This is a genomic window from Streptomyces sp. NPDC051822, assembly GCF_044452745.1.
GTDB lineage: Bacteria > Actinomycetota > Actinomycetes > Streptomycetales > Streptomycetaceae > Streptomyces.
Genome location: NZ_JBITBZ010000003.1, coordinates 357,819 through 384,241, shown reverse-complemented (window position 1 = coordinate 384,241; position 26,423 = coordinate 357,819). Strand labels below are relative to the sequence as shown.

Genomic DNA, 26,423 nt, shown 5'->3' with positions numbered 1-26,423 from the left:
GCGGTGAGCCGGGCCGTCGTGACGACGGCCCGGAAGAGACCCGCGGAGCGATCCGGTCTACTCGTCCTCGTCCCACGGCGGCTCGGACTCGTCCATGTCGAAGGGCGGCTCCTCGTCGTACGACGGCGGAGCGTCGGGCGCCGGGGCGGCGGGCACGCGGGCTCCCGCGGCGACCGCACCGGCCGCCGCGGGAGCCGGTCCGGCTCCTGAACCGGCACCCGTACCGGCGCCGCCGGACTCGGCCAGCGTCTCCAGGACCCCCTCGGCGTACTTGGTGAGCTTGGCCTCGCCGACGCCGCCGACGGTGCCCAGCTCCGCGACCGTCGTGGGGAGCCGCGTCGCGATCTCCCGCAGGGTGGCGTCGTGGAAGACGACGTACGCCGGTACGCCCTGTTCCTTGGCCGTCGCGGCACGCCAGGCGCGGAGCGCCTCGAAGACCGGCACGGCGGCGGCCGGAAGGTCGACCGGCACGCGGGCGCCCTTCGCCGAGCGACCCCCGGACTCCTTGCGGGACGGGGCGGCCGGCGCCTTCTCCTTGCGCATCGTGACGGTGCGGCGCCCACCGAGCACCTCGCCGCTGTCCTCCGTGAGCACGAGCGTGCCGTAGTCGCCCTCCACCGCGAGGAGCCCCAGTGCGAGGAGCTGACGGACGACGCCGCGCCACTCCGCGGTCCCCAGGTCCGCGCCGACGCCGAACACCGACAGCCCGTCGTGGTCGAACTGGATGACCTTGGCCGTCCTCTTGCCCTGGAGGATGTCGATGATCTGCCCGGCACCGAACTTCTGGCGCCGCTCCTTGGCCAGCCGCCACACGGTGGACAGCAGCTTCTGCGCCGGGACCGTGCCGTCCCACGACTCCGCCGGGGTCAGGCACGTGTCGCAGTTGCCGCAGGGCTCGCCCTTCTGCCCGAAGTAGGCGAGCAGCCGCACCCGACGACAGTCGACCGTCTCGCAGAGCGCCAGCATGGCTTCCAGGTGCATCGCGAGGGAGCGCCGGTGCTGCTCGTCGCCCTCGGAGCCGTCGATCATCTTGCGCTGCTGGACGACGTCCTGGAGTCCGTACGCCAGCCATGCCGTGGCCGGCTCCCCGTCGCGGCCCGCGCGGCCGGTCTCCTGGTAGTAGCCCTCGACCGACTTCGGCAGGTCGAGGTGGGCCACGAAGCGCACGTCCGGCTTGTCGATGCCCATGCCGAAGGCGATCGTCGCCACCACGACGACCCCGTCCTCCCGCAGGAAGCGGGCCTGGTTCGCGGCGCGCGTGCGGGCGTCCATGCCGGCGTGGTACGGCACGGCGTCGATGCCGTTCTCCGCGAGGAGGGCCGCGGTCTTCTCCACCGAGGCCCGTGAGAGGCAGTAGACGACTCCGGCGTCGCCTTCGTGCTCGGTCCTGATGAGTTCCAGCAGCTGCTTGTGCGGGCTGTTCTTCGGGACGATGCGGTACTGGATGTTCGGCCGGTCGAAGCCCGCGACGAAGTGCCGGGCGTCCTCCAGACCTAGCCGTGCCGCGATCTCCTTGTGCGTGGCCTCCGTGGCCGTCGCCGTCAGCGCGATCCGCGGCACCTTGGGCCAGCGCTCGTGCAGCATGGACAGGGCGAGGTAGTCGGGCCGGAAGTCGTGGCCCCACTGGGCCACGCAGTGCGCCTCGTCGATCGCGAAGAGCGACACCTTGCCCCGGTCGAGGAGCCGCTGGGTGCCCTCGGTGCGCAGGCGCTCCGGAGCCAGGTAGAGCAGGTCGAGCTCGTCGGCGAGGAAGGCCTGCTCCACGGCCTGCCGCTCGTACGTGTCCTGGGTCGAATTGAGGAATCCGGCCCGCACCCCGAGGGCCCTGAGCGCGTCCACCTGGTCCTGCATCAGGGCGATGAGCGGCGAGATCACCACGCCCGTGCCCTCTCTGACCAGGGCCGGGATCTGGTAGCAGAGCGACTTGCCGCCACCCGTGGGCATCAGTACGAGGGCGTCGCCGCCGTCGACGACCTGCTCGATGATCTCCCGCTGCTCCCCTCGGAAGGAGCTGTAGCCGAAGACGCGGTGGAGGACTTCCGCCGCGTCGGAGATCACGGCGGAACCGTCGGAAAGGACCATTCACCCACCCTATCGGGCCCCACGGACACCCCGGTCGCGTCCGGTGGAACCTGTGGACAACCCCCTGGCGGCTCCGCCCCGCCCCGGAGGAGAGTGCGCGGTGACAGGCCGGAGGCAACGTGCGGGGCGAACCCGGCGTCCTTCCGTACAGGGACGCAGCGGCCGACACGACGGCCCCGGCCACAGGGAACAGGGAACAGGACACAGCATGAGCGACAAGGCCCGCACTCTCTTCGACGCGCTCGACCTGGACCACGACGGGACCCTGACACGGGTCGAGGTCATCAACGCCCTGCGGGAGAAGGGACCGACCCTCGCAGCCCGGGGAGTGATCCCCTTCTGGGCCGTGGGAACCGCCGACGAGGCCTCCGCCCTGTTCGACGCGGCCGACCAGAACGGCGACCGCGTCCTGTCGTTCGAGGAGTTCGCCACCGTCGTGGACCGGCGCTTCGGCTGGTGACGCGCGCCCCGGCAGGAGCCGGTGCCATGGGGCCCGGCTCGGCCGGTGACTGCGGCCGCCGTGCATGACGGAGCCGGCAGGGTGCGGTCGGTCGCACGCTGCCGGCTCGTCCTGGCGGTGGATCGGTCAGGCGGTGTCGGTCAGGTGGAGATCTCCGGCAGCAGCCCGGTGGCCGGCGCGGCCAGGTCGGTGAGCTGGTGGATCTGGTTCAGGTCGTTCACACGGTTGAGGCCGCCCAGCTGACCGGCGATGCCGGGGAACTGCGCGCGGGACTCCTCGGGAATCCCGGTCATGGTGAGGGCGTCGAGCTCGCTGACCGGGTTCACCGGCGGTCCGAGCGGGCCGACGGGGGCGGCGGCCTGCGCCGCGGTGCCGCCGAGGCACGAGAACGCGGCGGCGACGGCGAGGAGTGAGGAGATGCGTCGGGTTGAGGTCACACCCTCACAACGGGCCGCGGCCCGGACGGACACGCTCACTCACCTGTACCGGTCACTGGAACGGTCAGTGGAAGTCGGCGGCGCGGCCGTCTCCCCCGCCTCAGCAGCTGTCCAGTCCGTCGCGCGCCAGACCGAAGGCGTGGGGATGGTCGGTGGCCCCCGACAGGGACTGAGCCGTACGGAACTCCCGCCGCGCCTCGGTGCGGCGGCCGACCGCCGCGTAGCTCTGGCCGAGGCGGGTGCGGATCTGCATCTCCAGCCAGGTGCTCGTGCGCTCGGTGAGGGCCGACAGGGCCTCGTGGTGGGTGTCGACGGCCGCGCGCGGGTCGCCCTGGGCGTGTTCGGCGGCGCCGAGGCGGGACAGGGCGTTGGCGCGCAGGGCCGCGTCGCCCGCCTCCTGGGCCAGGTCCACCGCCCGTCGCAGCAGGCTCGTGGCCTCCTCGGGGCGGCCGAGGGTCAGGTGGGCGTCGGCCACGAAGCACAGGGCAGCGCTGATCGTCCCCGGCCGGCCGTTCTTCTCCGCCACGGAGAGCGCGGTGCGGTAGTGCCCCAGGGCCTCCTCGTGCCGTCCGTCCGTGGCGTGGATGGCGCCGAGGTTGCAGGTCACGGTGGCCACCAGCCAGCCGTCGTCGAGCCGGCCCGCCAGCTCAAGGGCTTCGCTCAGGTGGGCGACCGCTTCGTCGACGTGTCCCAGCGGCCACCGGGCGACACCCATCCCGGCCATGGCCCGGGCCCGGTCCCACGGCTCCCCCTGAACGCGGCTCAGGCGCAGCGCGTCGGCGAACCAGGCGTGCGCCTGACGGAACCTGCCCCGGTGGACGTCGACGAGACCGACGCAGTTGCGCAGTGAAGCGGGCATCCGCCTGTCACCGGCCATGTCCGCGCAGCTCAGGGCCGTCTCCAGGGCGGTACGGGCCTCCTGGTGATGGCCCTGGCGGACCAGGTGGTCGGCCAGGGCCTCGGCGATCCAGCAGGCGTGGTCGTACTCCCCGGCCTCGGCCGCGTACGCCACCACGTCGACGAGTTCGCCGCCCGCGGCGTCCAGCCACGCGGTGGCCTCCCGCCAGTCGGCGAAGGGCGCCGCGGTGACCTCGGGGCCCGTCGGGAAGGCCTCGGAGCCCCAGCCGCCCGCGATGCGGCCCGCCGCCGTGTAGAGGCCCAGGACGGCGGCCCGGTCCGCGGCGGCCTGCGCGGGGGACTCGGCGGCGAGGTGCCGCGCGTGGGCCCGTACGAGGTCGTGCAGCCGGTAGCGGCCGGGCTGCGGCTGGTTCAGCAGGCTCGCGTCGACCAGGTCCTCCAGGAGGTCGTCGGCGTCTTCACGGGAACGGCCCAGCATGACGGCGAGGGTCAGGCCGTCGAAACGGGCCGTCGGGGACTGGCCCACGGCCCGGAAGCCACGCCTCAGTTCGGGGGCGAGCTGGTCGTACGACATCCGGAACGCGGCCGCCATGCTGCGGTCCTCGGCCTTCAGCCCGCCGAGGCCGCGCGCGTCGTCGGACATCCGGGCGGCCAGGTGCTCCAGCGTCCAGGACGGGCGGTTCTGCAGCCGGGCGCCCACGATGCGCAGCGCAAGGGGCAGACCGCCGCAGCGCCGGGCGAGTGCGCGGGCGGCCTCGGGCTCGCGGTCCGCCCGCTCCGGGCCGAGCAGCGTGCGCAGCAGGCCGACGGAACCGACCGTGTCCAGGGGCTCCACGGTGAGCCGCACATCGGCGTCGAGACCGGGCAGCCGCTGCCGGCCCGCGACCAGGACCCGGCTCCCCGGGCCGGCGGGCAGCAGCGGCCGTACCTGTTCGGCGCTGCGGGCGTCGTCCACCACCAGGAGCAGCCGGAGGGCGCTGGTGGCCGCCCGCCAGGCCGTCACGAGCTCGGCCAGTTCGTCGGGGCCGTGTTCCGGCAGGCCGTCGCCGGTGCCGCGGACCGCGCGCAGAAGCCGGCGCAGGGCCCGCCGCGGGTCGACGCGCTCGTGGCCGGCTCCGTGCGCGCGCAGGTCCACGTACAGGGAGCCGTCGGGATAGGCGTCGCCGAGCGTCCAGGCGGCGCGCACCACCAGGGCGCTCTTGCCGACGCCGGCGGTGCCGTCGACGACCGCCACGGACACCGCCCCGGGCGGCACGGGGGCCGTGAGCAGGGCGAGTTCGGCTTCGCGGCCGACGAGACAGGCGGTGTCGCCGGGGAGTTCGTTGTGGCGGGGACGGCCGGATCGGGGGGTGAGGCCGCGGGGCGGGGAATCCAGCTGGTCCCGGCGCAGGGCGCCCTCGTTCCCCGTGACCTCGTTCCCCGTGACCTCGTTCCTGGCGTCCGCGTTCCCGGCGTGCACGTTCCCGGCGTCTCGTGGAGCGGTCACGGCGGCCCTGGCCGCGCGCGGTCCGCGCGGTGCGCCCGGTCCGCCCGGCCGGCCCAGGAGCACCCGGTCGTCGCGGCGCAGGACGGCCTGATGGATCCGGCGCAGTTCCTCACCGGGCTCCACGCCCAGCTCGTCGAGGAGTCGCCCGCGCGTCTCCCCGTACACGGCGAGCGCCTCCGCCTGCCGGCCGCTGCCGTACAGCGCGCGCATCCGCAGTGCGGCGAGGGGCTCGTCGTGCGGCCGGGCCAGGGGCACCGCCATGAGCTCGTCCAGGGCCTCCGAGTGGCGCCCGAGCAGGACGAGGCACTCGACCCGGTCCTGGTGCAGGGCGCGCCGCTGCCGTGAGAGCCGTCGGCGTTCGGAGTCGGCGAGCGGCCCGGGCAGGCCGGTCAGCGGCTCGCCGCGGAACAGGCCGAGGGCCCGGCCGGCGTGCCCCAGCGCGGCGTCGTGGTCACCGGCGGCCTTCGCCCGCCGGGCGAGCAGGGCCGCGTCCGCGAGGTCGTCGAGGTCGGTGGCGGCGGAGCCGGCCGCGAAGCGGTAGCCGCCGCGCCCGCCGACGATCACCGACCGGGCGGGCCCCGCGCCCGCCGTGTCGAGCGCCTTGCGCAGCGGGTAGACGTAGCTCGGCAGGACGCGGTGGCCGGTGCCCGGGAGTTCGCTTCCCCATACGTCGTCCAGGAGTTGCCCGTACGTCACCAGGTCGGGACCGCGCAGGACGAGGGCCGCGAGGAACGCCTGCCGTCGCACCGGACCGAGAGACAGCGGCGCTTCGTCCCTGCGTGCCCGGACCGGACCGAGCAGGTCGATCGTCAGCCGCCCGGTATTCGCATCCGTGTCCGTATCCGCCGGATCCATGCCCACGTCGAAGTCCCCACGTCCCCCGCGCGTGCCCCGTGACCGCGCGGTTCTCAACAGCTTGCTTCAGCAGGATTTCATCGGCATCGCAGCACCACGCGACAGAGTCTGCCAAGTCATGCCGGGATCCGGCCAACCTCGTCGCCCGCGAGCGAGAACCGTACGAGAAGAAGAGAGGGCTGCCCCGTGAGCGAGACCCCGCCCGTGGACCCCCGGCAGGGCTTCGGCGACCGTCCCACCCAGCCTTTCGGACAGGCCGATCCGAGCTGGCGCCCCGCGGCCCAGGGCCCCGGCGAGGGCCCGGCCCCAGTGCCCGGCCAGGCCCCGCCGCCGGTCCCGCCGCACGCCCCGCCGCCGGTGCCGCCGCAGGCGCCCTCGGCCTGGGCGCAGCCGGTTCCCGCGGGTCCCGGCGCAGGGCCGCGCGGCGGTGCGCGGGTGTGGCTGATCGCCGGCGCGGCGGCGCTCGCCGTGGCCGTGACCGTCGGTGTGGTCGTTGCCCTGTCGGGTGGCGACGACAAGGGCACGGCGTCCGGACCGCCGTCCGCAGGCAAGCCGGGCGGCGCGGGAAAGGCCGAGGAGCCGGCGGAGAAGGCGTTCACCAACGTGCCCAAGGGGTGCGAGCTGGTCAAGGCGTCCACGGTCGAGGCGATCATCCCGGGTGCCGCGTGCACGCCGGGGCTGTTCGACGACAAGGACCTGGCGTCGATGATCACCAGGGGCCCGAGCTGGGAGAGGCCGGGCCATGACGGTCCGTTCCAGAACCTGGACGTGCACCTGACGGTCGGGGTGGCGGCCAAGGGCAACTACGACATGAAGAAGGAAGTCGCCCTCAAGGACATGGGCACCCTGCGCAAGGTGATGGACTCCAAGCCCGTCAGCGGGCTCGGCCAGGAGGCCTTCGTCGTGTACGCGGGGGACTCCGACGGGTCCCTCACCCAGGCGCAGGTGATCGTCCGCGAGGGCAACGCCGTGGTCACCTCGGAGTACACCTTCAGCCGGAAGGACTCCACCACGACGCAGAAGCAGGCCGAGGACGCCGCCGTCGCCGTCGCCCGTGACGTCCTCGGTTCGCTGAGCTGAACCGCCCCGACGACGTGCGTACACCCTCCTCCGGGGGCGCCGAGCCCACGGCCGGGCAGCCTCCGTTCACCACGGTGCGGCGGGCGCCGGACCCGGCCACCCGACCGTTCACCGCCGTCCCCGCGCCTTCGCACGGCCAGGTCCCCCAGCAGCCGGGCCCTGCCCGTATCGGCCCCTACGAGATCTTCCAGCTCCTGGGCGAGGGCGGCATGGGCAGGGTCTTCCTCGCCAGGTCTCCGGGATCGCGTCTGGTCGCCCTGAAGGTGATCCGGCCCGAGTACGCCGAGACGCCGGACTTCCGTGGGCGTTTCAGGCGCGAGGCCGAAGCCGCCCGCAGCGTGAGCGGGTTCTTCACCCCGCCGGTGCTCGACGCGGACGCCGACGCCCCCCAGCCCTGGCTGGCCACCGCCTACGTCCCCGCGCCCTCGCTGCACGAGGTCGTCCGCCGCTTCGGCGTGCTGCCCGAGCCCGCCCTTCGCGCCCTCGGCACCGGCCTCGCCGAGGCACTGCTCGCCATCCACGAGGCGGGCATCGTCCACCGCGACCTCAAGCCGGGCAACGTGCTCGTGGCCGAGGACGGGCCCCGCGTCATCGACTTCGGCATCAGCAGGGCCGTGGACGCGACCCAGGTGACCCGGACGGGCTCGGTGATGGGGACGCCGGGCTTCATGGCGCCCGAGCAGATCGTGTCGAGCCGCGAGGCGGGACCGGCGGCCGACGTCTTCTCCCTCGGCTGTGTCCTGGTCTTCGCGGCCACGGGGCAGGGCCCCTTCGGCGCCGGAGGGACGGCCGAGATCCTCTACCGGGCCGTCCACCATCCTCCTCGACTCGGAGGCCTCCCCCCGGCGTTGGGCCCGCTGATCGGCGCCTGCCTGGACAAGGACCCCGCCCGCCGGCCGCCCGCCGCCTCGGTCCTCGCCACGCTGGGGGCCGCCGATCCGGCCGCGCTGCTCACCGAGGGCCTGCGGCAGGACCTGGCGCGGCGGGCGGCGCACGCCGCCGTCCTGGTGACCGCACCGCCCGTCCCCGAGGCACCCCTGGCGGCGACCCCCGTCCCCGCCGGGGCGAAGGGGCCGAGCCGCCGGGCCTTCCTGTGGATCGCCGCGGGCGGCACCACCGCCGTGGCGGCGGGGGGCTCCGCAGCGCTGACCGCATGGCGGTCCCGGACCGGCGAGGACCCGGCCCGGTCCGGCGGCGGCACGGGCACGGGCGGCGGGGCGGGCACCACCGGACTCGCCGAGCCCAAGGTCCCGGCGGGACCGAAGCCACGTTGGACGGCCCCGCTCAAGAAGCTGGAGAGCGGGCAACTCCGGCTTGTCGGAAACACCTTGGTGCACTGGGACACGACCCACGCCTTCGGTTACGACGCGGCGACCGGGAAGCAGCGCTGGACGGGTTCGCTCCGGCCGCCCTCCGAGGTCACGAGTACGCCGAAGTGGCTGGGCGTCCAGGGTTCGACGCTGTTCGCCGAGGGCTGGAGCGGTGAGAGCGGCTATCTGTTCGGTGTCGACGCCACGGGCAGGCAGAAGTTCGCGTACGCGGTCACCCGGGCGGGCGCCGACGGCCGCGTGCCCTACGTCCAGAGCGTCCAGTCCGTGGCCGGTTCGATCGCCGTCCTCGCCTTCAGTGGTGACGACGGCTACGGAATCGTCGCGGTCGACCTGACCTCGGGCAGGGTCCTGTGGTCGCGTCGCGGGATCCGCGGCAGCGACTTCCAGGCACACGCCGTCGGACGCCACTGCTTCCTGCAGGACAACGGCACCCTCCGGGGCCTCGACCTGCGCTCCGGCGCCGAGCGGTGGAGCGTCCCGGACGTCATCGAACCGGGCGCCTACCCGCGCCTGGCCTCCGACGGGACGACGCTGCTCGTCGTCAGCGTCAAGGTGCAGGCCTTCAGCGCCTCCGACGGCGCGAAACTGTGGACCGCCGTCAACGAGACGACCAACATCAGCCCGGCCACGGTCCGCGGCGGACGGGCCTATGTGTTCGACGGTCAGGACACGGTGTTCGCCCTGGACATGAAGAGCGGCGAGCAGAAGTGGCACACCGCGAGCCCGCTGAACCTGACGACCTCCGGCGGTGCGATGTCCCCAGGCCCTGTCGTCTCCTCGTCCGTGGTGGCCGTCCCCACGTTCGCCACCGGCGAGGTCCCCGGCTTCGTCGTCCTGCGCGCCTCGGACGGCAAGCTGCTCTGGGCGCACCAGCCCGGCGGCAGCGAGAGCGGGCGCAAGGACAGCTGGCACCTGCAGACCTCCGGCGAGACCCTCTTCGCCGCGTCCGAGACCACCCTCTACGCCTTCCGGAGCACCACGTCGTGACCACGCAGCCCACGCCCCCCACCCCGCCACCGCCGCCCTCGGCCCCGCCACCCCCGCACGCCGGCTCCACCGGCGCGTACATCGGTCCGTACCGGATCATCCGCGAACTGGGTGCGGGCGGGATGGGGCGCGTCCACCTCGCCGCCTCGCGCAGCGGCCGTGCGGTGGCCGTCAAGGTCGTACGCCAGGAGCTGGCGGCCGACCCGGACTTCCGGAGGCGCTTCAGGGCAGAGGTGGACGCCGCCCGCGCGGTCTCGGGTGCCTTCACCGCGCCGGTCGTCGACGCCGATCCCGAGGGGGCGCAGCCCTGGCTGGCCACCGCCTACATCCCCGGCCCGTCGCTGTCCGACGCCCTGGCCGCCCACGGTCCCATGCCCGAGGCCACGCTGCGCGTGCTCGGCGGCGGACTGGCCGAGGCGCTGGCCGCGATCCACCGCGCGGGGCTCGTCCACCGCGACCTGAAGCCGTCCAACATCCTGCTCACCCTCGACGGGCCCCGGGTGATCGACTTCGGCATCAGCCGGGCCGTCGACGGCACCGTCCTCACCGCCGAGGGCCAGGTCGCCGGCTCGCCCGGCTTCATGTCGCCCGAGCAGTCGCAGGGCGCCCCCCTCACGGGCGCCAGCGACGTGTTCGCGTTCGGCGCCGTGCTCGCCTTCGCCGCCACCGGCATACCGCCGTTCGGCACCGGTGCGGCCCATGCCCTGCTCTACCGGGTCGCCTACGAGGAACCGCAGCTGCACGGCGTTCCGCAGGGCCTGCTCGGGATCGTCACGGCGTGCCTCGCCAAGGACCCGGCCCGTCGCCCCAGCGTCGGACAACTGCAGTCGTGGCTCCGGCCGGAGACCACGGCGGGCTGGCTCGGCGCGGTCGAGCTCCAGGTGACCGAGGACGAACGCACCCTGCGCGACGCGGTACGCCCCCCGCTGCTCAGCCGCCGTCGGCTGCTGATCGGCGGCGGGGTGCTCGCCGTGGCCGCGGCGGGCGCCGGCTCGGCCTGGTTCCTGCGCCCGGACGGCGGCCGGGGCACGGGTGCCCTCCCCGTACTCGACTGGACCCGTGACCTTCCTGGTCCCGGCATGTCCCTCGGCGCGGTGACCCGGACCACGCTGCTGTGCACCCGGCAGACCTCCGGGGCCGCGTTCGACCGGGCCACGGGCGCGCTGCTGTGGCAGGACTCCGGCGGGCAGAACACCGACGCGCTCACCGACGACGAACGCGTCTACACGGTACGTACCGACGGCAAGGTGCACGCCTTCGACGGCAGGACCGGAAAGGAGCTGTGGAGCGCGGCCCCCGACGAGAACGACGCGCCCCGGCTCGAGTTCAGCGACGGCACGCTGGTCGTCACGACGAGCGGCGGCCGTCTCCAGGCGCTCGACGCGCCGACCGGCACGGTGCGCTGGACGTCGTCCGCCGTGAAGAACGCCCTGTCGGTCATCGGCAGCACCCGGGAGGGTGCCGTGATCGCCTGGGGCAGTTCCTCGACGACGGATCCGGCCGCGAGCACCAGCGGGTACGCCGTCCTCGCCGCGGAATCGGGCGAGCGCGTGTGGGCGAAGGACCTCGTCATGCTCTACCCGCCGGACGACGGCAAGGTGCTCTACGCCGTCGACGGCAGGATGAACCTGCTCGCCCTCGACCCGGTGGACGGCGGGACGCTGTGGAGCGCGCCCACGAAGCTTCCGCCGACGAACAGCGAGATCCTCCTCTGGGGACACTCTTTGAGCCTGCTCGAAGGAACCCTGTTCTGCTACCCGGGCACGGGGGCCAACGGCTCGACGCGCGGCCTGCTCGTCGCGTTCGACCCGGAGAACGGCAAGACCCTGTGGACCGTACGGACCGCCGCCCGCGGCAACCGCGGCTTCGCACGCTCCGGGGCGACCGTCTGCCTTCTGGACGAGAAGGTCCTGCACGGCGTCGACGCCGGGACCGGCGCGGAGCGCTGGACGGCCGGCTCCGGTCTCGGCGACCCGGAACTCCTGGGCGCCCTGGGCGGCTTCTTCCTCGTCTCGGGCGAGAAGGGCCTGTACGCGTTCCGTGCCGAGACCGGCGAACAGGTCTGGCATCACGCGGTCGACGGCGGCTCCGGCTCCTGGTCGACCCACATCGCCGGTGATCACCTCTACGCCACGTGGTCGGGCAGGCTGCTCCGCTTCTCGGTGCGGAAGAGCTGAGGGCCGCGCGGCCTCGCGCCCGCGGAAGGCGCTCGGCTAACGTGCCGACGCATGAGCGCTGAACTGGAACGACCTCCCCTCGTCGGGGACGAACGCACCACCCTGCTCGGCTGGCTGGAGCTCCAGCGCCGGATCCTCCGGTGGAAGTGCGAGGGACTGAGCGATCAGGACGCGCACCGGGTCGTACTGCCGACCTCGCCCCTGATGACGATGGCCGGGCTCATATCGCACATGCGGTGGGTCGAACACACCTGGCTGGAGGTGCTGTTCCTGGGCGGGGACAAGACGAAGAACCCCTCCTTCGACGAGGAGGACAGGGACGCCGACTGGCGGGTCGGGGGCCGGTCCCTGGCGGAGCTGCTCGCCGAGTACGAGACGCAGTGCGAACGGAGCGACGAGATCGTCGCCGCCGCGAGCCTGGACGACGTCGGACGTGACACCGAGTTCCGGTCGGGCGGAGCCAGTCTCCGCTGGATGCTGGTCCACCTCGTCGAGGAGACCGGCCGGCACGCGGGTCACGCGGACATCGTCAGGGAGCTCCTCGACGGGACGAAGGGCTACTCCTGACGGGGCAGCCCGCCGCGGGCCATGACCGAGGGCCCGTCGGCCGTAGGCGCGGACACGTCGGGGGCGCCGTCGAGGAAGCCGCCCGACTGGTGCTGCCACAGCTTGGCGTAGGCGCCTTCCGCGGCGAGCAGCTCGTGGTGGGTGCCCTGTTCGACGATGCGCCCGCTGTCGAGGACGACGAGCTGGTCCATGGTGGCGACCGTGCTGAGCCGGTGGGCCACGACGAGGGCCGTCCGCCCGTCCATGAGGCGCCAGAGCGCGTCCTGTACGAGGATCTCGCTCTCGGAGTCCAGCGCGCTGGTCGCCTCGTCGAGCAGCAGGATCGGCGCGTCGCGCAGGATCGCCCGTGCGAGGGCGACCCGCTGCCGCTGGCCGCCGGACAGCTTCACTCCGCGCTCGCCCACCATCGTGTCGAAGCCTCGGGGTAGCGTCTCGACGAACTCCGTGACGTGCGCGGCCTCGGCCGCCCGCCGGATGTCGGCGTCGGTGGCGTCCGGCCGGGCGAAGGCGATGTTCTCCCGCAGCGTGCGGTGGAACATCGCCGGGTCCTGCGGCACGTAGGCGATGAGGCTGCGCAGTTCGGCCTGGCGCAGTCGGCTGATGTCCTGTCCGCCGATCGTGATCCGGCCGCCGTCGATGTCCGTCATCCGCAGCAGCAGGCGGGTGAGGGTGGTCTTGCCGCCGCCGGACCTGCCGACGAATCCCACCTTCGCCCCGCTGGACACGGTCAGGTCGAGACCTTCGAAGAGGGGCTTCGCGCCCGCGTGGGCGAAGGTCACCTTCTCGAAGCGCACGTCCGCGTCCCGGGACCGGAGCGGCTCCGGCACGGCCGGATCCCGTACGGTCGGCGGGGTGCGGAGCAATTCGGTGAACTGCGCGGCCTCGGTCATCGAGCTCTCCAGACGCCGGTAGATCTGGTTGAACTCGAACATGATCCGGGTGGCGTTGGAGTAGTAGGTGAAGGCGACGACGACGGCCTCGACTCCGCGTTCCCCCGCGCCGAGCGAGAGGGCGAGCAGCAGTCCGAGGACGTTGGTGAGCACGGACATCGGCGCGACGAGGGTGTCGATGCGCAGGTTGCCGTAGTCCCAGGACCGCAGCGTGAGGCGGCGCGACTCCGCGACGCGGGCCCGGTGTTCGGCGGCCTCGCGTTCCTCGGCGGCGAACGAGCGGACCGTGTCCATGTTCATCAGGCTGTCGGCGACATGGCCCGACACCCGGGCGATCGCCTCCTCCCGCTGCCCGACGAGCTTCTGGCGGCGACGGATCAGGGGCCCTACGCACAGGCCCGTCACCGCGATCATCACCAGCAGCCCGACGACGAGCAGGGGTTCGTACGTCCAGAGGACCACCGACGCGAACACCAGGGGGACGAAGCTGCCCATGACCGAGAAGGTGAGCGTGTCGACGAACTCCTCGAACCGGGAGGCGAAGCTCAGGACCCGCTTGGTCAGCGAGCCGGCGAAGTTGTCCTGGAAGAAGGCGGCGTCCTTGGCGAACAGCTCGTCCATGCCGATCACGTACAGGTGCTCGATGCCGAGGGCGTCGAGGCGGTTCAGACAGTGCAGTCCGACGCGCCACAGCGCCTCGGCGAGGAGCAGCACTCCCGCGAAGCCGAGGACGTAGGGCAGCATCGGGCCGAAGCCGCCGCCCGGGTCCCCGGCGATGTGCCCGACGAGCTTCGCCACGACCAGCGGCACGATGTAGAAGATTCCGATGTTGCCCAGTGCCGGAAGCAGCATCGCCGGCACGGTCAGTCGTTTGAGCCGGGCCAACTCCCGTGCGTAGTAGCGGAGGGCGAGGAGTACGGGACCCCTGCCAGGTGAACGTTCGCGCGATTCAGGCGTTCCCATCCCAACCCTGTCTTGTCGTATCGAACGGGGACAGGGTCGACAGTGTTCCGCCCGGGAACGCGAGCCGTCCAAGGGTTTTTTCCGGCCTCTCCCCCCGAGTGGTTTCACGAGAGCGACGAGACGTCTGAGGCGTATTGTCCGGCCATTTGACAGATGATCATTCGACAGGTCGATAATCCCGGTGCCGCCGAGTCCACGACGACCGCTCGGCGACCTGCGGAGTCCACAGAGGCGAAAGGTTTCTTCATTCCATGTTCCTCCTTGAATTCGATCCCGACTCGGTCCGGGAGCCTTCCGAGAAGGAGGCCGCCGAATTGGCGGAAACGAGTGAGATGAACCTGCGCTACGCCTATTTCGGGACGCGGGTGTCCATGACGGCAGCGGGTTTTGAACCCGAGCGGCTGAGGGTTCCGCTGCTCGACTTCGCGCACTGCGTGCTCCTGGCGGCACGAGCCGTCTCGGACGGGCGGCCGGGCCGTATCGGTTTCACCGACAGCAGCATGCTCATCGAATTCGTTCCGGCGGGCGCAGGACTGGAGGTCCTGCGGTCATGGGACCCCGTTCCCGGTGTGTGCGGAACGGCCGAGTTCCTGGAGAGCGCGTACCGCTTCTCCCTCGACGCGCTCCACAGCGTCGCGGAGCGGTATCCCGCATTCCGGAAGAACGCCTACCACGGGGTCCTGGGCGGCATGATCGAGGCGATCGACCGGGCGGAACAGTGAGAACAGCAAGAACTGTGAGAACAGCGAGAACTGTGAGAACGGTCTTCCGGATACTGGGGGCGTCGGGGCTGGTCCTGGCGGTGGGAGCGGTCGTGCACGTCGGCGCCGGGTACACGACCGCCAAGGTGTCGAGCGACGCCATGCGGCCGACGTACACGCCCGGCGACCGTGTCCTCCTGGAGCGCACCGAGGCCGGATCGGTCCGGCGGGGCGATGTGGTGCTCCAGCGGACCGCCGGGCGTTACGGCGGCCTGGCCGTGCTCCAGCGGGTGGTCGGCGTCGGCGGTGACCGGGTCGCACAGCGGCCCGGGGGGCCGGTGACCGTGAACGGGGAGCCGCTGACCGAGCCGTACCTGAACGGCGGCGACCCGTCGGGGCCGGCCCCCGCCTATGACGTGGTGGTCCCTGAGGGACGGCTCTTCCTCCTGGGCGACCACCGGGCGAACTCCAACGACTCCCGGTACTTCCTCGACGACCGGTCGGGCACCGTCGCGGAGGGCGCGGTCCTGGCGCGCGCCCTCGACGACCGCTCCGGCCTTCTCGGGGCCGGGCTGACGGCACTGCTCGGGTCGGCCCTCGTCCTCGGCTCGATCGCCACGGAGATCATCCTGGGCAGGAAGCGCCCCGTCCGGTGACAACCACCCGTTGACGGCCGCTCGCCGACAGCCGGTCGGCCGCCCGTTCGGCCGGCCCCGAGAACGGACAAGGGGCCGTTTCAGATCACTCTGAAACGGCCCCTTGTCAACGACTCTTTCGAGTCGGGACGACAGGATTTGAACCTGCGACCCCTTGACCCCCAGTCAAGTGCGCTACCAAGCTGCGCCACGTCCCGCTGCCCGTCTGACCTGGGGTTTCCCCTGGCTGGACGCGCATGAGAACAATACCGCACTTTCCCTGATGGTCACGAACCCTTTCCCCGCGCCCGGGAGGGGGCGTGCTCCCGCAGCGGGTCGCTCACTCTGTGTGATGCGCCTGCGCGCCGGTGGGTGCGCCCGCGCGCCTCCCCCGGGAGCCCGAACGGAGCGTTCCGGGGGCGCAGCGCGGCTCCACCTGGGCAGGAACGGGACCGGAGAGCTTCCGGCATGCCGACCCTTTGGGGAGGAAGGTGCGCATGTGGTGAACCAGGCCACCTCATAGCCATATGCCCACGACTTCGTTGCCGTTGGCATGTGGCAGAAAGATGCACAGGGGGAATGTCCTGCGGATCGGGCCGAGCAGGGCAAGACCACACGAAACACAGACAGATTCAATCGTCAACCGCTCGAATTTCGGACAAAGTTGGTGGCGATATTGCTCCGTCCCGGAAAGATCAACACCATGAAGTGGTCGGCCTGTTCGGGACGGGACCACTGCCGATGCACCACCTGACCGGACAACCGATCAGGCGTTTCGCAGGGGAGGACTCGTATGGACGGCTATTTCAGCAGCCGGCTGCATCATCAGCTCAGGGAGACGGTCCGTGACTTCGCAGAGCGTGAGGTCCGGCCACGGATAGCCGAGATGGAGGCATCCCGCACGGTCCACCACGAGCTGTCCCGGCTGATCGCCGTGCAGGGCTGGCTCGGCGCGACCATCGGCCAGGAATACGGCGGCATGGGCGCAGGTCATCTGGCCAAGACCATCATCATCGAGGAGCTCTCCCGGGTCTCCGGCGCCATGGGCGCCATGGTCCAGGCCTCGCAGCTGGGCACCGCCAAGATCGTGCACTTCGGCAGTGACGAGCAGCGGAAGACCTGGCTTCCGGCCATCGCGGCCGGCGAGTGCCTGCCGACCATCGCGGTCACAGAACCCGAATCCGGTGGCCACGTCCTGGGGATGAGCGCCAGCGCGGTACGCGACGGCGACGACTACATCCTCAACGGGAGCAAGGTCTTCGTCGGCAACAGCCATGTCGGCGATCTGCACGGCGTCGTGGTCAGGACCGGTCCCGGGTCGAAGGGGCTCACCGCGTTGCTGGTCGAATCCGATCGCCCGGGGTTCAGGACCGGTCCTCAGCAGCAGGCCATGGGTCTCCACGGCTTCAGCTTCGGCGAGCTCATCTTCGAGAACTGCCGGGTGCCGGCCTCCAACCGGCTCGGTGACGAGGGCGACGGCCTCTCCGTCGCGTACTCCTCCAGCGTGCTCTACGGACGGGCCAACCTCACCGCCGTCTCGCTCGGCATCCACCAGGCGATCCTGGAGGAGACCACCCGGTTCGCATCCGAGCGCATCCGGTACGGCAAGCCGCTCCACGACCTGCCCACGGTCAAGCTGAAGCTGGGGCAGATGCAGTCCCGGCTGATGACCGCCCGGCTGGCCGCGTACCACGCGGTGCACCTGCTCGACCAGGGCCTGTCCTGCGACGCCGAGCTGATGAACGCCAAGCTCGTCAACGTCGAGTCGGCGATCGACTCCGGGCGCAACGCCATGGAGATCCACGCCGCCGCCGGTCTCTTCACGGACCGGGCCATCGAGCGGTACCTCCGGGACGCCCACCACATCTTCGCCCCGGCTGGCACCTCCGACATCCAGCTCCTGCGGCTGGCCGAGGTCGCCCTCGGCCAGGACAAGGGCAGCTGGTCGGAACGCCTGTCCGAACTGGTCCGCACGCCCGAAACCGAGCCGGTGCACGCCTGACGCCCCGGACGCCGGGAGCCCCGGTACGGCTGTCGGCCGTACCGGGGCTCCCGGCGTTCCTGCGGGTGGCGGCGGTCAGAACCTGCCGTCCTCACGACGGTTGATCTGCTCCATCAGCTGGGCCGCCATCGCCTTGATCGTCTCCAGGCCCGCGCGTCCCCACGGCCGGACGTCGGTGTCGACCACGCAGATGGTGCCGAGGGCCACTCCCGTACGGTCGATCAGCGGAGCGCCCATGTAGGAGCGGATGCCGATCTCGTCCACGACCGGGTTGCCCGCGAACCGCGGGTAGTCGCAGACGTCCTCCAGGACGAGCGCCTTGCGCCGCACCACCACGTGCGGGCAGTAGCCGTGGTCACGGGCCATGAAACGGCTCACGCCGCCCGCGCCCGCGGCGGCCGCGCCCAGGTCGCTGCCCGAGTGGGTGCCCTCGGGGGTGTGCAGCCCCGCGAAGAACTGCCGGTTCTCGTCGATGAAGTTGACCATCGAGAACGGGGCCCCGGTCACGTCGGCGAGGCGGTGCGCGAACTCGTCGAACGCCGGCTCCGGCCGCTCCCCGAGACCGAGTTCACGCAGCCGCTCCACGCGGGCGGGCGCGTCCTTGTCGACGGGGGTGAGCAGGAGGTGACCGGTGGGGTCGTACGTCATGGCGTGGCTCCGTAGCTCGGCACGGTGGCCGGGATGGTGGTGATCAGATGCTGTACGAGGGTCAGCAGGGTGCGGATGCCGGAGCTGGAGATCCGGGCGTCGCAGAGGACGACCGGTACCTCCGGCTTGAGGTCGAGCGCTGCCCGTACCTCGTCCGGTTCGTAGCGGTAGGCACCGTCGAACTCGTTGACCGCCACGACGAACCGGATGCCCCGCCGCTCGAAGAAGTCCACGGCGGAGAAGCACTCCTGGAGCCTGCGGGTGTCGGCGAGGACGACCGCCCCGAGCGCGCCCTCGGAGAGTTCGTCCCACATGAACCAGAAGCGTTCCTGGCCCGGGGTGCCGAAGAGATAGAGCACATGGCGGTCGTCGAGCGTGATGCGGCCGAAGTCCATGGCGACGGTGGTCGTGGTCTTGGACTCCACTCCCACGAGGCTGTCGGTGCCCGCGCTGACCGAGGTCAGCAGCTCTTCGGTGCTCAGCGGCTCGATCTCGCTGACCGCGCCCACCAGGGTCGTCTTGCCCACGCCGAATCCCCCCGCCACCAGGATCTTGAGCGCGGTGGGGAACGGGTCGGTGGCGAAACTGTCGTTGCGCTCAGAGCCGTTGTCGTAGGCCATCGAGCACTGCCTCCAGCAAGGAACGGTCGGTTGGATTGGCGTGGAACCGGGGAGCGCGGGCGGTGAGCGCCCCGCAGTCCACGAGGTCGGAGAGCAGGACCTTGGTGACCACGGCCGGGAGCCGTAAGTGTGCCGCGATCTCGGCCACCGAGGTGGGGCCGTCGCACAGCCCGAGGGCCAGGCTGTGTTCGGGACCCATGTGCGCCTGGGGCGACGACCCGGTCGCCATCACCATGGACAGCAGGTCGAGGGCGGTGGTCGGCTTGGTCCTGCCACCGCTGACGGTGTACGGGCGGATCAGCCGGCCGGCGGCGTCGTCGAGCCAGGGCCCTTCCTGGGAGGACGTCACGGTCACTGCCCAGTGCCACCGACCGCGCCGGCGGCCTGCCGGGCGGGGGTGACCAGGTACGGGCGGACGCTCTTCACGAGCATCGCCATCTCGTACCCGAGGACCGCGGCGTCCGCCTCGCGTCCGGCGAGGACCGCCAGACAGGTGCCGGATCCGGCGGTGGAGACGAAGAGGAGCGTCGAGTCGAGCTCGACGACCACCTGCCGGACCTCACCGCCGTCGCCGAACCGGGCGCCCGCGCTGCGGCCGAGCGAGTAGAGCCCGGAGGCGAGGGCCGCCATGTGGTCGGCCGCGTCGGGGTCGAGGCCGTGGACGGACTTGACGAGGCCGTCGGAGGAGAGCAGAACCGCGTTGCGGGTGTACGGGACCCGCTGGACCAGACCGCTCAGCAGCCAGTCGAGATCCGAGGAATGGCCGGTCGGCACATTGCTCGCCATGGTGCATCTACTCCTTGTGCGCGTCGCCTGGACGCAGCGATTCATGGGGGGCGGGCTGGGACTCGGCGAGACCGATGCCGCGCTGGAAGGCGGCCATCAAGCCGGGGTCGTGCAGGGTGTGCTCCTCGGGCCTGCGGGCCGCGGGCTCGTCGCGCAGCTGCGGGACGAGGTGCTCCTGGGCGCGCCGTTTGGGAAGCAGGGGCCTGCCGTTGGCCTCGGGCGCCGGGGGGAGCGGCGTCATGAGGGAGGCCGGCGGGCCCGTGTGTTCGGCGCCGGCCGACCGGGCCGGTATCGCGGGGGTGCGACCGGAGTCCGCGTACCCGTCCGACCGCTCGCTCGTACGGGGAGGGGCGTACGGGCCGGAGGCGGGGGTCTCCTCGTGACGGACGGCGGCCCGCTCCGGGGAGGGCGCGGGCTGCGGTACGAACGCGGGGGCGACCGCGCTCATGGCGGCGGGCACGGGCGGCTGGGGGTGGGCGGGTGCCGTCGTGGGGGCCGGCATGGGGGCCGGGGCGGTGACGGGGGCGGTGACCGCGGGTGCGGGCTGCGGCGGCGTGTGGTGCTGCGGCTGCCCGGTCTGCTGGGGCTGCATCTGTACCTGGTTCGGCGGTACCGCGGCGGAACCCGCGGTCGCGGCGGCCTGGCGCTCGTGCTGGGCGAGACCCTCGGGGTCGGCGCCCAGGAGGCCCTGCGGGAGCACGAGGACGGCCTGGACTCCGCCGTAGATGTTCGACTGCAGTCGTACGGCGATGCCGTGCCGTCGGGCGAGCGCCGAGACGACGAAGAGGCCGATGCGGCCGTCCTGGAGCAGGTGCGCGACGTTGACCTGGTCGGGGTCGGCGAGCAGGGCGTTCATCTTGTTCTGCTCGGTGACGGGCATGCCGAGACCGCGGTCCTCGACCTCGATGGCGAGGCCTGCCGTGACGTACTGCGCGCGGAGCAGCACCGTGGTGTGCGGCGCGGAGAACAGCGTCGCGTTCTCGACGAGTTCGGCGAGGAGGTGGATGACGTCGGCCACGGCATGACCCCGGAGCGTACCGTCGATCGGCGGTACGAGTTTCACGCGCGGGTACTGCTCGACCTCGGCGATGGAGGAGCGCAGCACCTCCGTCATGGTGACCGGGTTGGACCACTGGCGGCGGGAGATGGCGCCGCCGAGCACGGCGAGGTTCTCGGCGTGCCGGCGGATGCGGGTGGCCAGGTGGTCGACGTGGAACAGGCCCTTGAGCAGCTCCGGGTCCTCGACCTCGTTCTCCAGCTCGTCGAGGAGCTGGATCTCGCGGTGGACGAGGGACTGCAGGCGCCGGGCGAGGTTGACGAAGACCTCGACCTTCTGTTCGTTGCCGACGCTGCTGGAGAGCCGGGAGGCCTGCACGACGGCCGCGACGGCGGCCTCGTGCGAGCGCGTCAGCTCGTGGGAGAGCAGGTCGAACTCGTCGCCGGAGGCGGCGCCGGCCGGCAGCGCGGGGCGGGGCGGCAGCCCCTCTCCCCTGCGCAACTGTTCGACGACCGTACGCAGTTCGCTCTGGCCGCGGGCGCTGGTGCGGCGCAGGGCGTTGCAGCGGTCGAGCACCGCCTTCGCGGCCCGGTCCGCGCCGAGCGTCGCGGCCGTCACCGAGGCGACGGTCAGGGCCGCGGCGCCGGTGAGCGCGGCCCAGAGGCCGGGGGTGGGGGTGGCGCCGGTGGAGCGGATGGTGAAGAGGACGGCCGCGGCCCCGCCCAGTGCCACCGCGACGGCGGGGAGCACGGAGGTGCGCAGGAGTTGGGGGCGTATGCGGGCTTCCGTCGTGTGCTGCGCGGAGGACTGCGCCGGGGGTTTGGTTCCGCCGCCGGGAGCGGAGCGGGTGCCTGACCGGCCGTGCCGCCCGCCCTCGCGTCGATCTGGCCGCGAGGCGGGTGCGCGAAGTTGAGACATGAGTGTCCTTGGTACGTGCCCAGGAATCGGCGTACTGCGGTGCGTTCGGGGGGTGTGGACGACGAGGGTGCGATGAGGGTGCGATGAGCCTACCGATGATCAGCAACCACACACTGTAGTCGTCAACCGTTCATGTGCGGCGCGCAGTTGGCAAACTTACCCGGAGATCGGCCCGGTCTGGTATTGCCCTCGTACGGCAGGCCGAGAGGCTTTGGCCGAAACCCGATGTCAGGACGTGGGAGGGTACTCGGACCTCCGGAACGGAAGAAGGCGGAGGCGTCTCCACGCCTCCGTCCTCCAGAGAAACGGTCCCCGACCGGAATCCCCCGGAGGGGTGCCGATCGCGCGGCCCGCTCATGACGCCACGGCTTCCACGATGCCTCGCGGGCTCCTCGTGACCGTCGGTGAGAGAGCCGGTCAGGTACGCCACAGCCCCCATCCGGCGCTTCCGCAGGCGAGCTGCAGTGCCTGTTCCATGTCGCCGCCGCCCTCACGCACCGCTACGCACTTGGCGCTGTTGCGGCTGACCAACTGCCAGGCGCGGTGGGAACCGTCGTAGCGGAACGTCCAGAACTGGTCGGCGAAGAGTCCGTTCTCGTTCCCGCACAGGTACTGGGTGACCAGCGCGCCCTCCTGCTTGCGGGCCGCGTCGACGGACATGCACTGACCGCTGGCGCCGTTGCGGAGCGAGTAGACCGTCCCGCTGCCGCCGCTCTCCTTCGTGAGCTCCCAGAACTGCTCGGGTCCGCCGTTGCACCGGGCCTGGACAAGGCCCTCGGCCGCCTGCGTGCTGCCGTCGGGCACGGCCAGGCACATGCGGCTCGCCGCGTTCGTGAGCCGGATCCATCCGGTCGGCAGCGGAGGCGGCTGGGGTGCCGCCGTCCGAGTCGGAGTGGGCACGGGCTCCGGCGTGGGCGTGGGCGTGGGCTTCGGTCGCGGCGCCGAGGTGGCCGGCCGCTCCGAGGGCGCCGGCGGTGCGCCGGTGCTCGCGCTCGCCGACGGCGAGGCGGTGACGCCGGGCCCGGTGGAGGACGGCGCGGCGGAGGACGGTCCGGCCGGGGGCGGTGCGACGGAGGATGGCGCGTTCGTGCCGGTCGTGGCGCTGTCCGGCGTCCTGGCCGCATGGCCCGCACCGGCCCCGGCGAACGGCGCCAGCTGCCAGACCGAGACGGCGATCACGGGCACGGCGAGCGCCGCCACCGCACCGGACACGAGGGTCCTGCGTCTTCGCCGGGGCGGAGTCGGAGCGACCGCGTCCGACGCGGCCGTGCCGGTCACCGTCGCGGCCGCCGCCGTGGCGCGGATAGACCGCAGCCGGCGGGCGACCTCCCGCGCGTGGTCCGGCCGGTCCGCGGGGGCCTTGGCCAGCAGCTCCGCGACCAGCGTGTCCAGTGCCGCCGGAAGCCCGGGCCTGAGCGCGCTCGGGACCGGCGGTTCGGCCGTGGTGTGCCGTACGCACAGCTCCTGCCACTCCTCCCCCGGGAAGGGCAGGTGCCCCGTGCACAGTTCAAGGAGCATGCAGCCCAGCGCGTACAGGTCGGCCCGTCCGTCGACCCCCTTGTCGGTCCAGCGCTCGGGCGCCATGTAGTGCAGCGAGCCGATGATCGTGTGCTCGCTGGTCAACCGCGGCGCACCGGGCTGCTCGACCTGCTCGCGGGCGATGCCGAAGTCGAGGACCTTGGCGACGTCGGACGGCGTGATCATCACGTTCGCCGGCTTGATGTCCCGGTGGATCACCCCCGCGTCGTGCGCGGTGGCCAGTGCGTCGCAGACCTGCGCGGCCCACGCCAGCGCGGTGTCCAGCGGCGGCGGCCCCTGCTCGAGGACGCCGGACAGCGGCGCTCCTTCGATCAGCTCCATGACCAGGTAGAGCGTGCGCTCCCCGTCGCGGTCCGTCTCGCCGAAGTCGTACACCGTCGCGATGTTCGGATGCGGGAGGTTGCCGTTGAGCCTGGCCTCCCGGACCATCCGCAGGCCCTCGGCGGACGACCGCGGCACGCCCAGCTTCACGGCGACGTCGCGCTGGACCTGCGGGTCGTACGCCCGCCAGACCACTCCGAATCCCCCGGCGCCGATCCGTTCCTCCAGGCGGTACCGACCCGCCAGGACCTCACCCCGTCGCATACCGCCCCCCAGCGATTGACGTGGCGTCAGCATACGCGGCGAGGTCGGTCGTTCGTGCGACCCGGTAGCCTGCCGCCGTACGCGACGGCGTGACCAGTGTGGCGGGTGTGACAGGCGTGACAGGTTCCTCGCCGTGTTGCGCGTGTGAGGCGCAGGGCACGTGGGCAGTGAATGATCGTTCGAGTGAAGAGTGTCTGTTCCGTGGGAGAAACCTTGAGTGTGTGCGTGATCGGTGCGGGGCTGTCGGGACTGGCGGCCGCACACGCTCTGGCGGCCAGGGGGATCGACTTCGTCTGCCTTGAGCGGGCGGCCGACGTCGGCGGGATCTGGCGGCAGCCGGGGGCCGGTGAGCCGGGGCCCGGATATCAGTCGCTGCACCTCAACACCGCGAAGCAGCTGACGGGGTACACCGAGTTCCCGATGCCCGACGCGTACCCCCTCTACCCGCGGCACAGCGAGGTCGCGGCCTATCTGCGCTCCTTCGCCGAATGGGCGGGGGTGCTGGACCGCGTCGAGTTCGGCGTCGAGGTCGTGTCGGTGCGGGAGCCGGCGGGCGAGGAGGGCGACGACGCGTCCTGGACGGTCGTCAGCCGGGGGGCGGACGGGGCCCTGCGGTCGCGGCGGTTCGCCCATGTCGTCGTCGCCTCGGGGCACAACACGGTGCCGACGCTGCCGAAGCCCGCGCCGGCCGGTGCGGACGGGTTCGGCGGCAGGATCCTGCATGCCGTCGACTACCAGAAGGGCTCCGACTTCGCCGGGCAGCGCGTCGTCGTCGTGGGCCTCGGAGCGTCGGCGGTGGACATCTCCACGGACCTCTCCCGGCATGCCGCGCGCACCGTGCTCTCGGTGCGCCGGGGGCTCCATATCGTCCCCAAGCAGCTCTACGGCATGTCGGTCGACGAGATGGCCGAGGTGCCGTGGTTCACCGCCATGTCCCTGCCCGAGCAGGTCGAGTTCGCCGAGAACGCCCTGCGGGTCGCGCGGGGCAAGCTGTCCGACTACGGCCTGCCCGAGCCGGACCACCCGCTCTTCTCCTCCCCCGTGACCATCTCGGACGAGATCCTCAGCCGCATACGGCACGGCGCGGTGACGCCCAGGCCGGCGATCGACCACCTCGACGGCAGGCGGGTGGTCTTCACCGACGGGACCTCCGAGGAGGCCGACGCGATCGTCTACTGCACCGGCTACCGCATGGACTTCCCGTTCCTGCCCCAGGGATGCCCGGTCGGACCCGGCGGGTCGGTCGAGCTGTACCGGCGGGTCGTCGCTCCCGGCCGGCCGGGGCTGTACTTCGTCGGCCTGGTCCGCCCGATGGGCGCGATCACCCGGCTCGTGGAGGGCCAGACGCACTGGGTCGCGCGCATCATCGGCGGCGAGGTCGCCCTGCCGGACGCGGACGCGATGCGCGAGGAGATCGACACGTACCTGGGCGGCATCTCCGCGCGTTACGGGACGGCGGAGGGCGGCACCTCCATCCAGGTCGACGTCGGTCCCTACCTCCAGGAGATGCGCGGGCTCCAGAGCGTCTGAGGGGCGCGGCACCGGACTCCCGGCCCGGCGGCCCCGACGGTGAAGCCCTGATGGTGAAGCCCCCGGCGGATGTCCGCCGGGGGCTTCACCATCAGGGCTTCACCGTCGGGGTGGCGTCAGCGCTCCGCCCCGACCTCCGCCGCCGCGCGGCGCCCCTGCTCCGCAGGCGGCCGGACGGCGTAGGCCTCCGACGAGAGGTACGCGGTCACCCGGGGCGGATGGCCCTGCTGGTGGGCGAGCGCGAGGTAGGCGATGAGGCCCACCCCGTCCTCGGGCCGCCGCGTGGTGAGCGCGGACAGCGAGCCGACCAGCGGGGCGGGGTCCATGCCGTGGGTCCGCAGGACGTCCACCGCCCGTTCGAGGACCTCACCGTCGTCGCGGGCGTAGTCGCGCACCGGGATGTGGACGGTGAAGCCGCTGGGGCGGCCGGTCTCCGTCTCGGTGAAGGAGTGGCAGGACAGGCCCGGCCGCCGGTCGAGGTCGTCGGTGGCGGCGGTGGCCCGGAAGAACTCCTGGATCTCCGCAGGCCCCGGGCCGGAGCCCGTACGGGACAGGCCGCCCGCCTCGGCGGCCGACAGGTCGAGGTGCCGGGCGTAGACCTTCACCCGCGGCGTCTCCCACCGGCCCAGGTCCAGGGCGAGGAAGGGGTGGCCGTCGGCCTTGGGCAGCGCCGCGTACGCCCGCTTGTGACCGAGTCGGCGCAGGGCCTTCCTCACGGTCTTGGCGGAACGTTTCGCCCCTGACGCGGCCGGATTCAGGTACACCTTGACCTTGGGCACGCCGCCGGGCACCAGCTCCAGCGCGATCCAGAGGGCCAGCGGACCTTTCGGCCGGGCCGGGAAGAACAGGTCCTCGATCTCGTCGAGCCGCTCGGTGGAGAAGTCCCAGCGCCGGGCCATCGCCCGGACGACGTCCAGACCGATCCGGCCGTTCTCCACCCGGGTGTCCGCGCCGCAGCCCGGTTCCACGAGCACGCGCAGCACCGGGGCCCGGCCGGGGCTGAAGGAGAGCGAGTACTCGACGGGGGTGTGGTCGTCGGACAGGAAGGTCCGCGTCGGGGGCGGCAGGGTCAACGACCGCTCGGCGGCCGGGCCGAGCGCCTCCACCAGCGTCCGCGCGTACGCCTCCGTGTCGGCCGGAGAAAGCCCCACGACCTCGCAGAGGCGTACCAGCTGAGCGCGGGTGAAGGCGCCGAGCGTGCCGGCCGGCGGATCCGGGGTGATGTCGGGCAGCAAGCCGGTCACCGGCTCCCCGCCAGAAATCGGGGTGCGCATGAAGATACCCGCCGG

At 72.3% G+C, this 26,423-nt stretch carries 20 protein-coding genes and 1 tRNA gene; 9 read left to right on the top strand and 12 right to left on the bottom strand.

The annotated features are described in order from the left end of the window. Positions 1 to 57 precede the first annotated feature (57 nt). The gene (recQ, locus tag ACIA8N_RS12260; RefSeq protein ID WP_365780158.1) at positions 58 to 2,082 is read right to left on the bottom strand and encodes a DNA helicase RecQ; all 2,025 of its coding nucleotides are present in this window, start codon (positions 2,080 to 2,082) and stop codon (positions 58 to 60) included. A gap of 208 nt (positions 2,083 to 2,290) precedes the next feature. Between recQ and ACIA8N_RS12255 the strand changes: the two genes are divergently transcribed. Further along, on the top strand, positions 2,291 to 2,542 hold the full coding sequence (locus ACIA8N_RS12255; protein ID WP_365780157.1) for an EF-hand domain-containing protein: 252 nt from the start codon (positions 2,291 to 2,293) through the stop codon (positions 2,540 to 2,542). A gap of 140 nt (positions 2,543 to 2,682) precedes the next feature. On the opposite strand, the gene ACIA8N_RS12250 is transcribed toward ACIA8N_RS12255, so the two are convergent. Continuing rightward, positions 2,683 to 2,979: a hypothetical protein gene (locus tag ACIA8N_RS12250; RefSeq protein WP_365780156.1), complete on the bottom strand. Its 297-nt coding sequence runs from the start codon at positions 2,977 to 2,979 to the stop codon at positions 2,683 to 2,685. Positions 2,980 to 3,079: 100 nt separating this feature from the next. After that, positions 3,080 to 6,070, bottom strand: a complete 2,991-nt coding sequence (locus tag ACIA8N_RS12245; RefSeq protein ID WP_365780155.1) for a BTAD domain-containing putative transcriptional regulator — start codon at positions 6,068 to 6,070, stop codon at positions 3,080 to 3,082. 294 nt (positions 6,071 to 6,364) lie between these two features. Here ACIA8N_RS12245 and ACIA8N_RS12240 point away from each other — a divergent pair, with 294 nt between their 5' ends. From ACIA8N_RS12240 to ACIA8N_RS12225, 4 genes are read left to right on the top strand one after another with little or no spacing between them, the layout of a single operon-like run. Then, positions 6,365 to 7,258, top strand: a complete 894-nt coding sequence (locus tag ACIA8N_RS12240; protein WP_365780154.1) for a hypothetical protein — start codon at positions 6,365 to 6,367, stop codon at positions 7,256 to 7,258. Positions 7,259 to 7,272: 14 nt separating this feature from the next. Next, positions 7,273 to 9,576, top strand: a complete 2,304-nt coding sequence (locus ACIA8N_RS12235) for a PQQ-binding-like beta-propeller repeat protein (RefSeq protein WP_365780153.1) — start codon at positions 7,273 to 7,275, stop codon at positions 9,574 to 9,576. After that, positions 9,573 to 11,753, top strand: a complete 2,181-nt coding sequence (locus ACIA8N_RS12230) for a PQQ-binding-like beta-propeller repeat protein (RefSeq protein ID WP_365780151.1) — start codon at positions 9,573 to 9,575, stop codon at positions 11,751 to 11,753. Before ACIA8N_RS12235 ends, ACIA8N_RS12230 begins: the two co-directional genes overlap by 4 nt. 51 nt (positions 11,754 to 11,804) lie before the next feature. After that, positions 11,805 to 12,320, top strand: coding sequence for a DinB family protein (locus ACIA8N_RS12225; protein ID WP_365780150.1), 516 nt, complete (start codon positions 11,805 to 11,807; stop codon positions 12,318 to 12,320). Here ACIA8N_RS12225 and ACIA8N_RS12220 read toward each other — a convergent pair. Beyond that, entirely contained in the window at positions 12,311 to 14,173 is a 1,863-nt protein-coding gene (locus tag ACIA8N_RS12220) for an ABC transporter ATP-binding protein (RefSeq protein WP_365780149.1), read from the bottom strand. The genes ACIA8N_RS12225 and ACIA8N_RS12220 overlap by 10 nt on opposite strands. A gap of 251 nt (positions 14,174 to 14,424) precedes the next feature. Between ACIA8N_RS12220 and ACIA8N_RS12215 the strand changes: the two genes are divergently transcribed. Next, positions 14,425 to 14,895: a hypothetical protein gene (locus ACIA8N_RS12215; protein ID WP_365780148.1), complete on the top strand. Its 471-nt coding sequence runs from the start codon at positions 14,425 to 14,427 to the stop codon at positions 14,893 to 14,895. Positions 14,896 to 14,927: 32 nt separating this feature from the next. Continuing rightward, entirely contained in the window at positions 14,928 to 15,530 is a 603-nt protein-coding gene (gene lepB / locus ACIA8N_RS12210) for a signal peptidase I (RefSeq protein ID WP_365780147.1), read from the top strand. A 123-nt stretch (positions 15,531 to 15,653) separates the two neighbouring features. On the opposite strand, the gene ACIA8N_RS12205 is transcribed toward lepB, so the two are convergent. Beyond that, a tRNA-Pro gene (locus ACIA8N_RS12205) sits at positions 15,654 to 15,727 on the bottom strand. A 575-nt stretch (positions 15,728 to 16,302) separates the two neighbouring features. Between ACIA8N_RS12205 and ACIA8N_RS12200 the strand changes: the two genes are divergently transcribed. Further along, entirely contained in the window at positions 16,303 to 17,511 is a 1,209-nt protein-coding gene (locus ACIA8N_RS12200) for an acyl-CoA dehydrogenase family protein (protein WP_365780146.1), read from the top strand. Positions 17,512 to 17,586: 75 nt separating this feature from the next. On the opposite strand, the gene ACIA8N_RS12195 is transcribed toward ACIA8N_RS12200, so the two are convergent. The 6 genes from ACIA8N_RS12195 to ACIA8N_RS12170 all read right to left on the bottom strand — a co-directional run bounded on the left by ACIA8N_RS12195 (position 17,587) and on the right by ACIA8N_RS12170 (position 23,604). Beyond that, positions 17,587 to 18,159 carry a GAF domain-containing protein gene (locus ACIA8N_RS12195; RefSeq protein WP_365780145.1) on the bottom strand — a complete coding sequence of 191 codons (573 nt, stop codon included), beginning with the start codon at positions 18,157 to 18,159 and terminating at the stop codon, positions 17,587 to 17,589. Then, complete coding sequence (locus ACIA8N_RS12190) at positions 18,156 to 18,779, bottom strand: ATP/GTP-binding protein (RefSeq protein ID WP_030555502.1); 624 nt, start codon at positions 18,777 to 18,779, stop codon at positions 18,156 to 18,158. Before ACIA8N_RS12190 ends, ACIA8N_RS12195 begins: the two co-directional genes overlap by 4 nt. Then, on the bottom strand, positions 18,757 to 19,134 hold the full coding sequence (locus ACIA8N_RS12185; RefSeq protein WP_030555500.1) for a DUF742 domain-containing protein: 378 nt from the start codon (positions 19,132 to 19,134) through the stop codon (positions 18,757 to 18,759). The genes ACIA8N_RS12190 and ACIA8N_RS12185 overlap by 23 nt, the downstream gene beginning before the upstream one ends. Then, positions 19,131 to 19,565, bottom strand: coding sequence for a roadblock/LC7 domain-containing protein (locus ACIA8N_RS12180; RefSeq protein WP_030215966.1), 435 nt, complete (start codon positions 19,563 to 19,565; stop codon positions 19,131 to 19,133). Before ACIA8N_RS12180 ends, ACIA8N_RS12185 begins: the two co-directional genes overlap by 4 nt. A 7-nt stretch (positions 19,566 to 19,572) precedes the next feature. Further along, complete coding sequence (locus tag ACIA8N_RS12175; RefSeq protein WP_365780144.1) at positions 19,573 to 21,480, bottom strand: ATP-binding protein; 1,908 nt, start codon at positions 21,478 to 21,480, stop codon at positions 19,573 to 19,575. Positions 21,481 to 21,897: 417 nt separating this feature from the next. Then, a complete protein-coding gene (locus ACIA8N_RS12170; protein WP_365780143.1) occupies positions 21,898 to 23,604 on the bottom strand; it encodes a protein kinase in 1,707 nt (568 codons plus the stop codon). A gap of 213 nt (positions 23,605 to 23,817) precedes the next feature. Here ACIA8N_RS12170 and ACIA8N_RS12165 point away from each other — a divergent pair, with 213 nt between their 5' ends. Next, a complete protein-coding gene (locus ACIA8N_RS12165) occupies positions 23,818 to 25,134 on the top strand; it encodes an FAD-dependent oxidoreductase (protein WP_365780142.1) in 1,317 nt (438 codons plus the stop codon). A 116-nt stretch (positions 25,135 to 25,250) separates the two neighbouring features. On the opposite strand, the gene ACIA8N_RS12160 is transcribed toward ACIA8N_RS12165, so the two are convergent. Further along, on the bottom strand, positions 25,251 to 26,378 hold the full coding sequence (locus tag ACIA8N_RS12160) for a tryptophan dimethylallyltransferase family protein (RefSeq protein WP_399416208.1): 1,128 nt from the start codon (positions 26,376 to 26,378) through the stop codon (positions 25,251 to 25,253). Between the last annotated feature and the right edge of the window lie 45 nt (positions 26,379 to 26,423).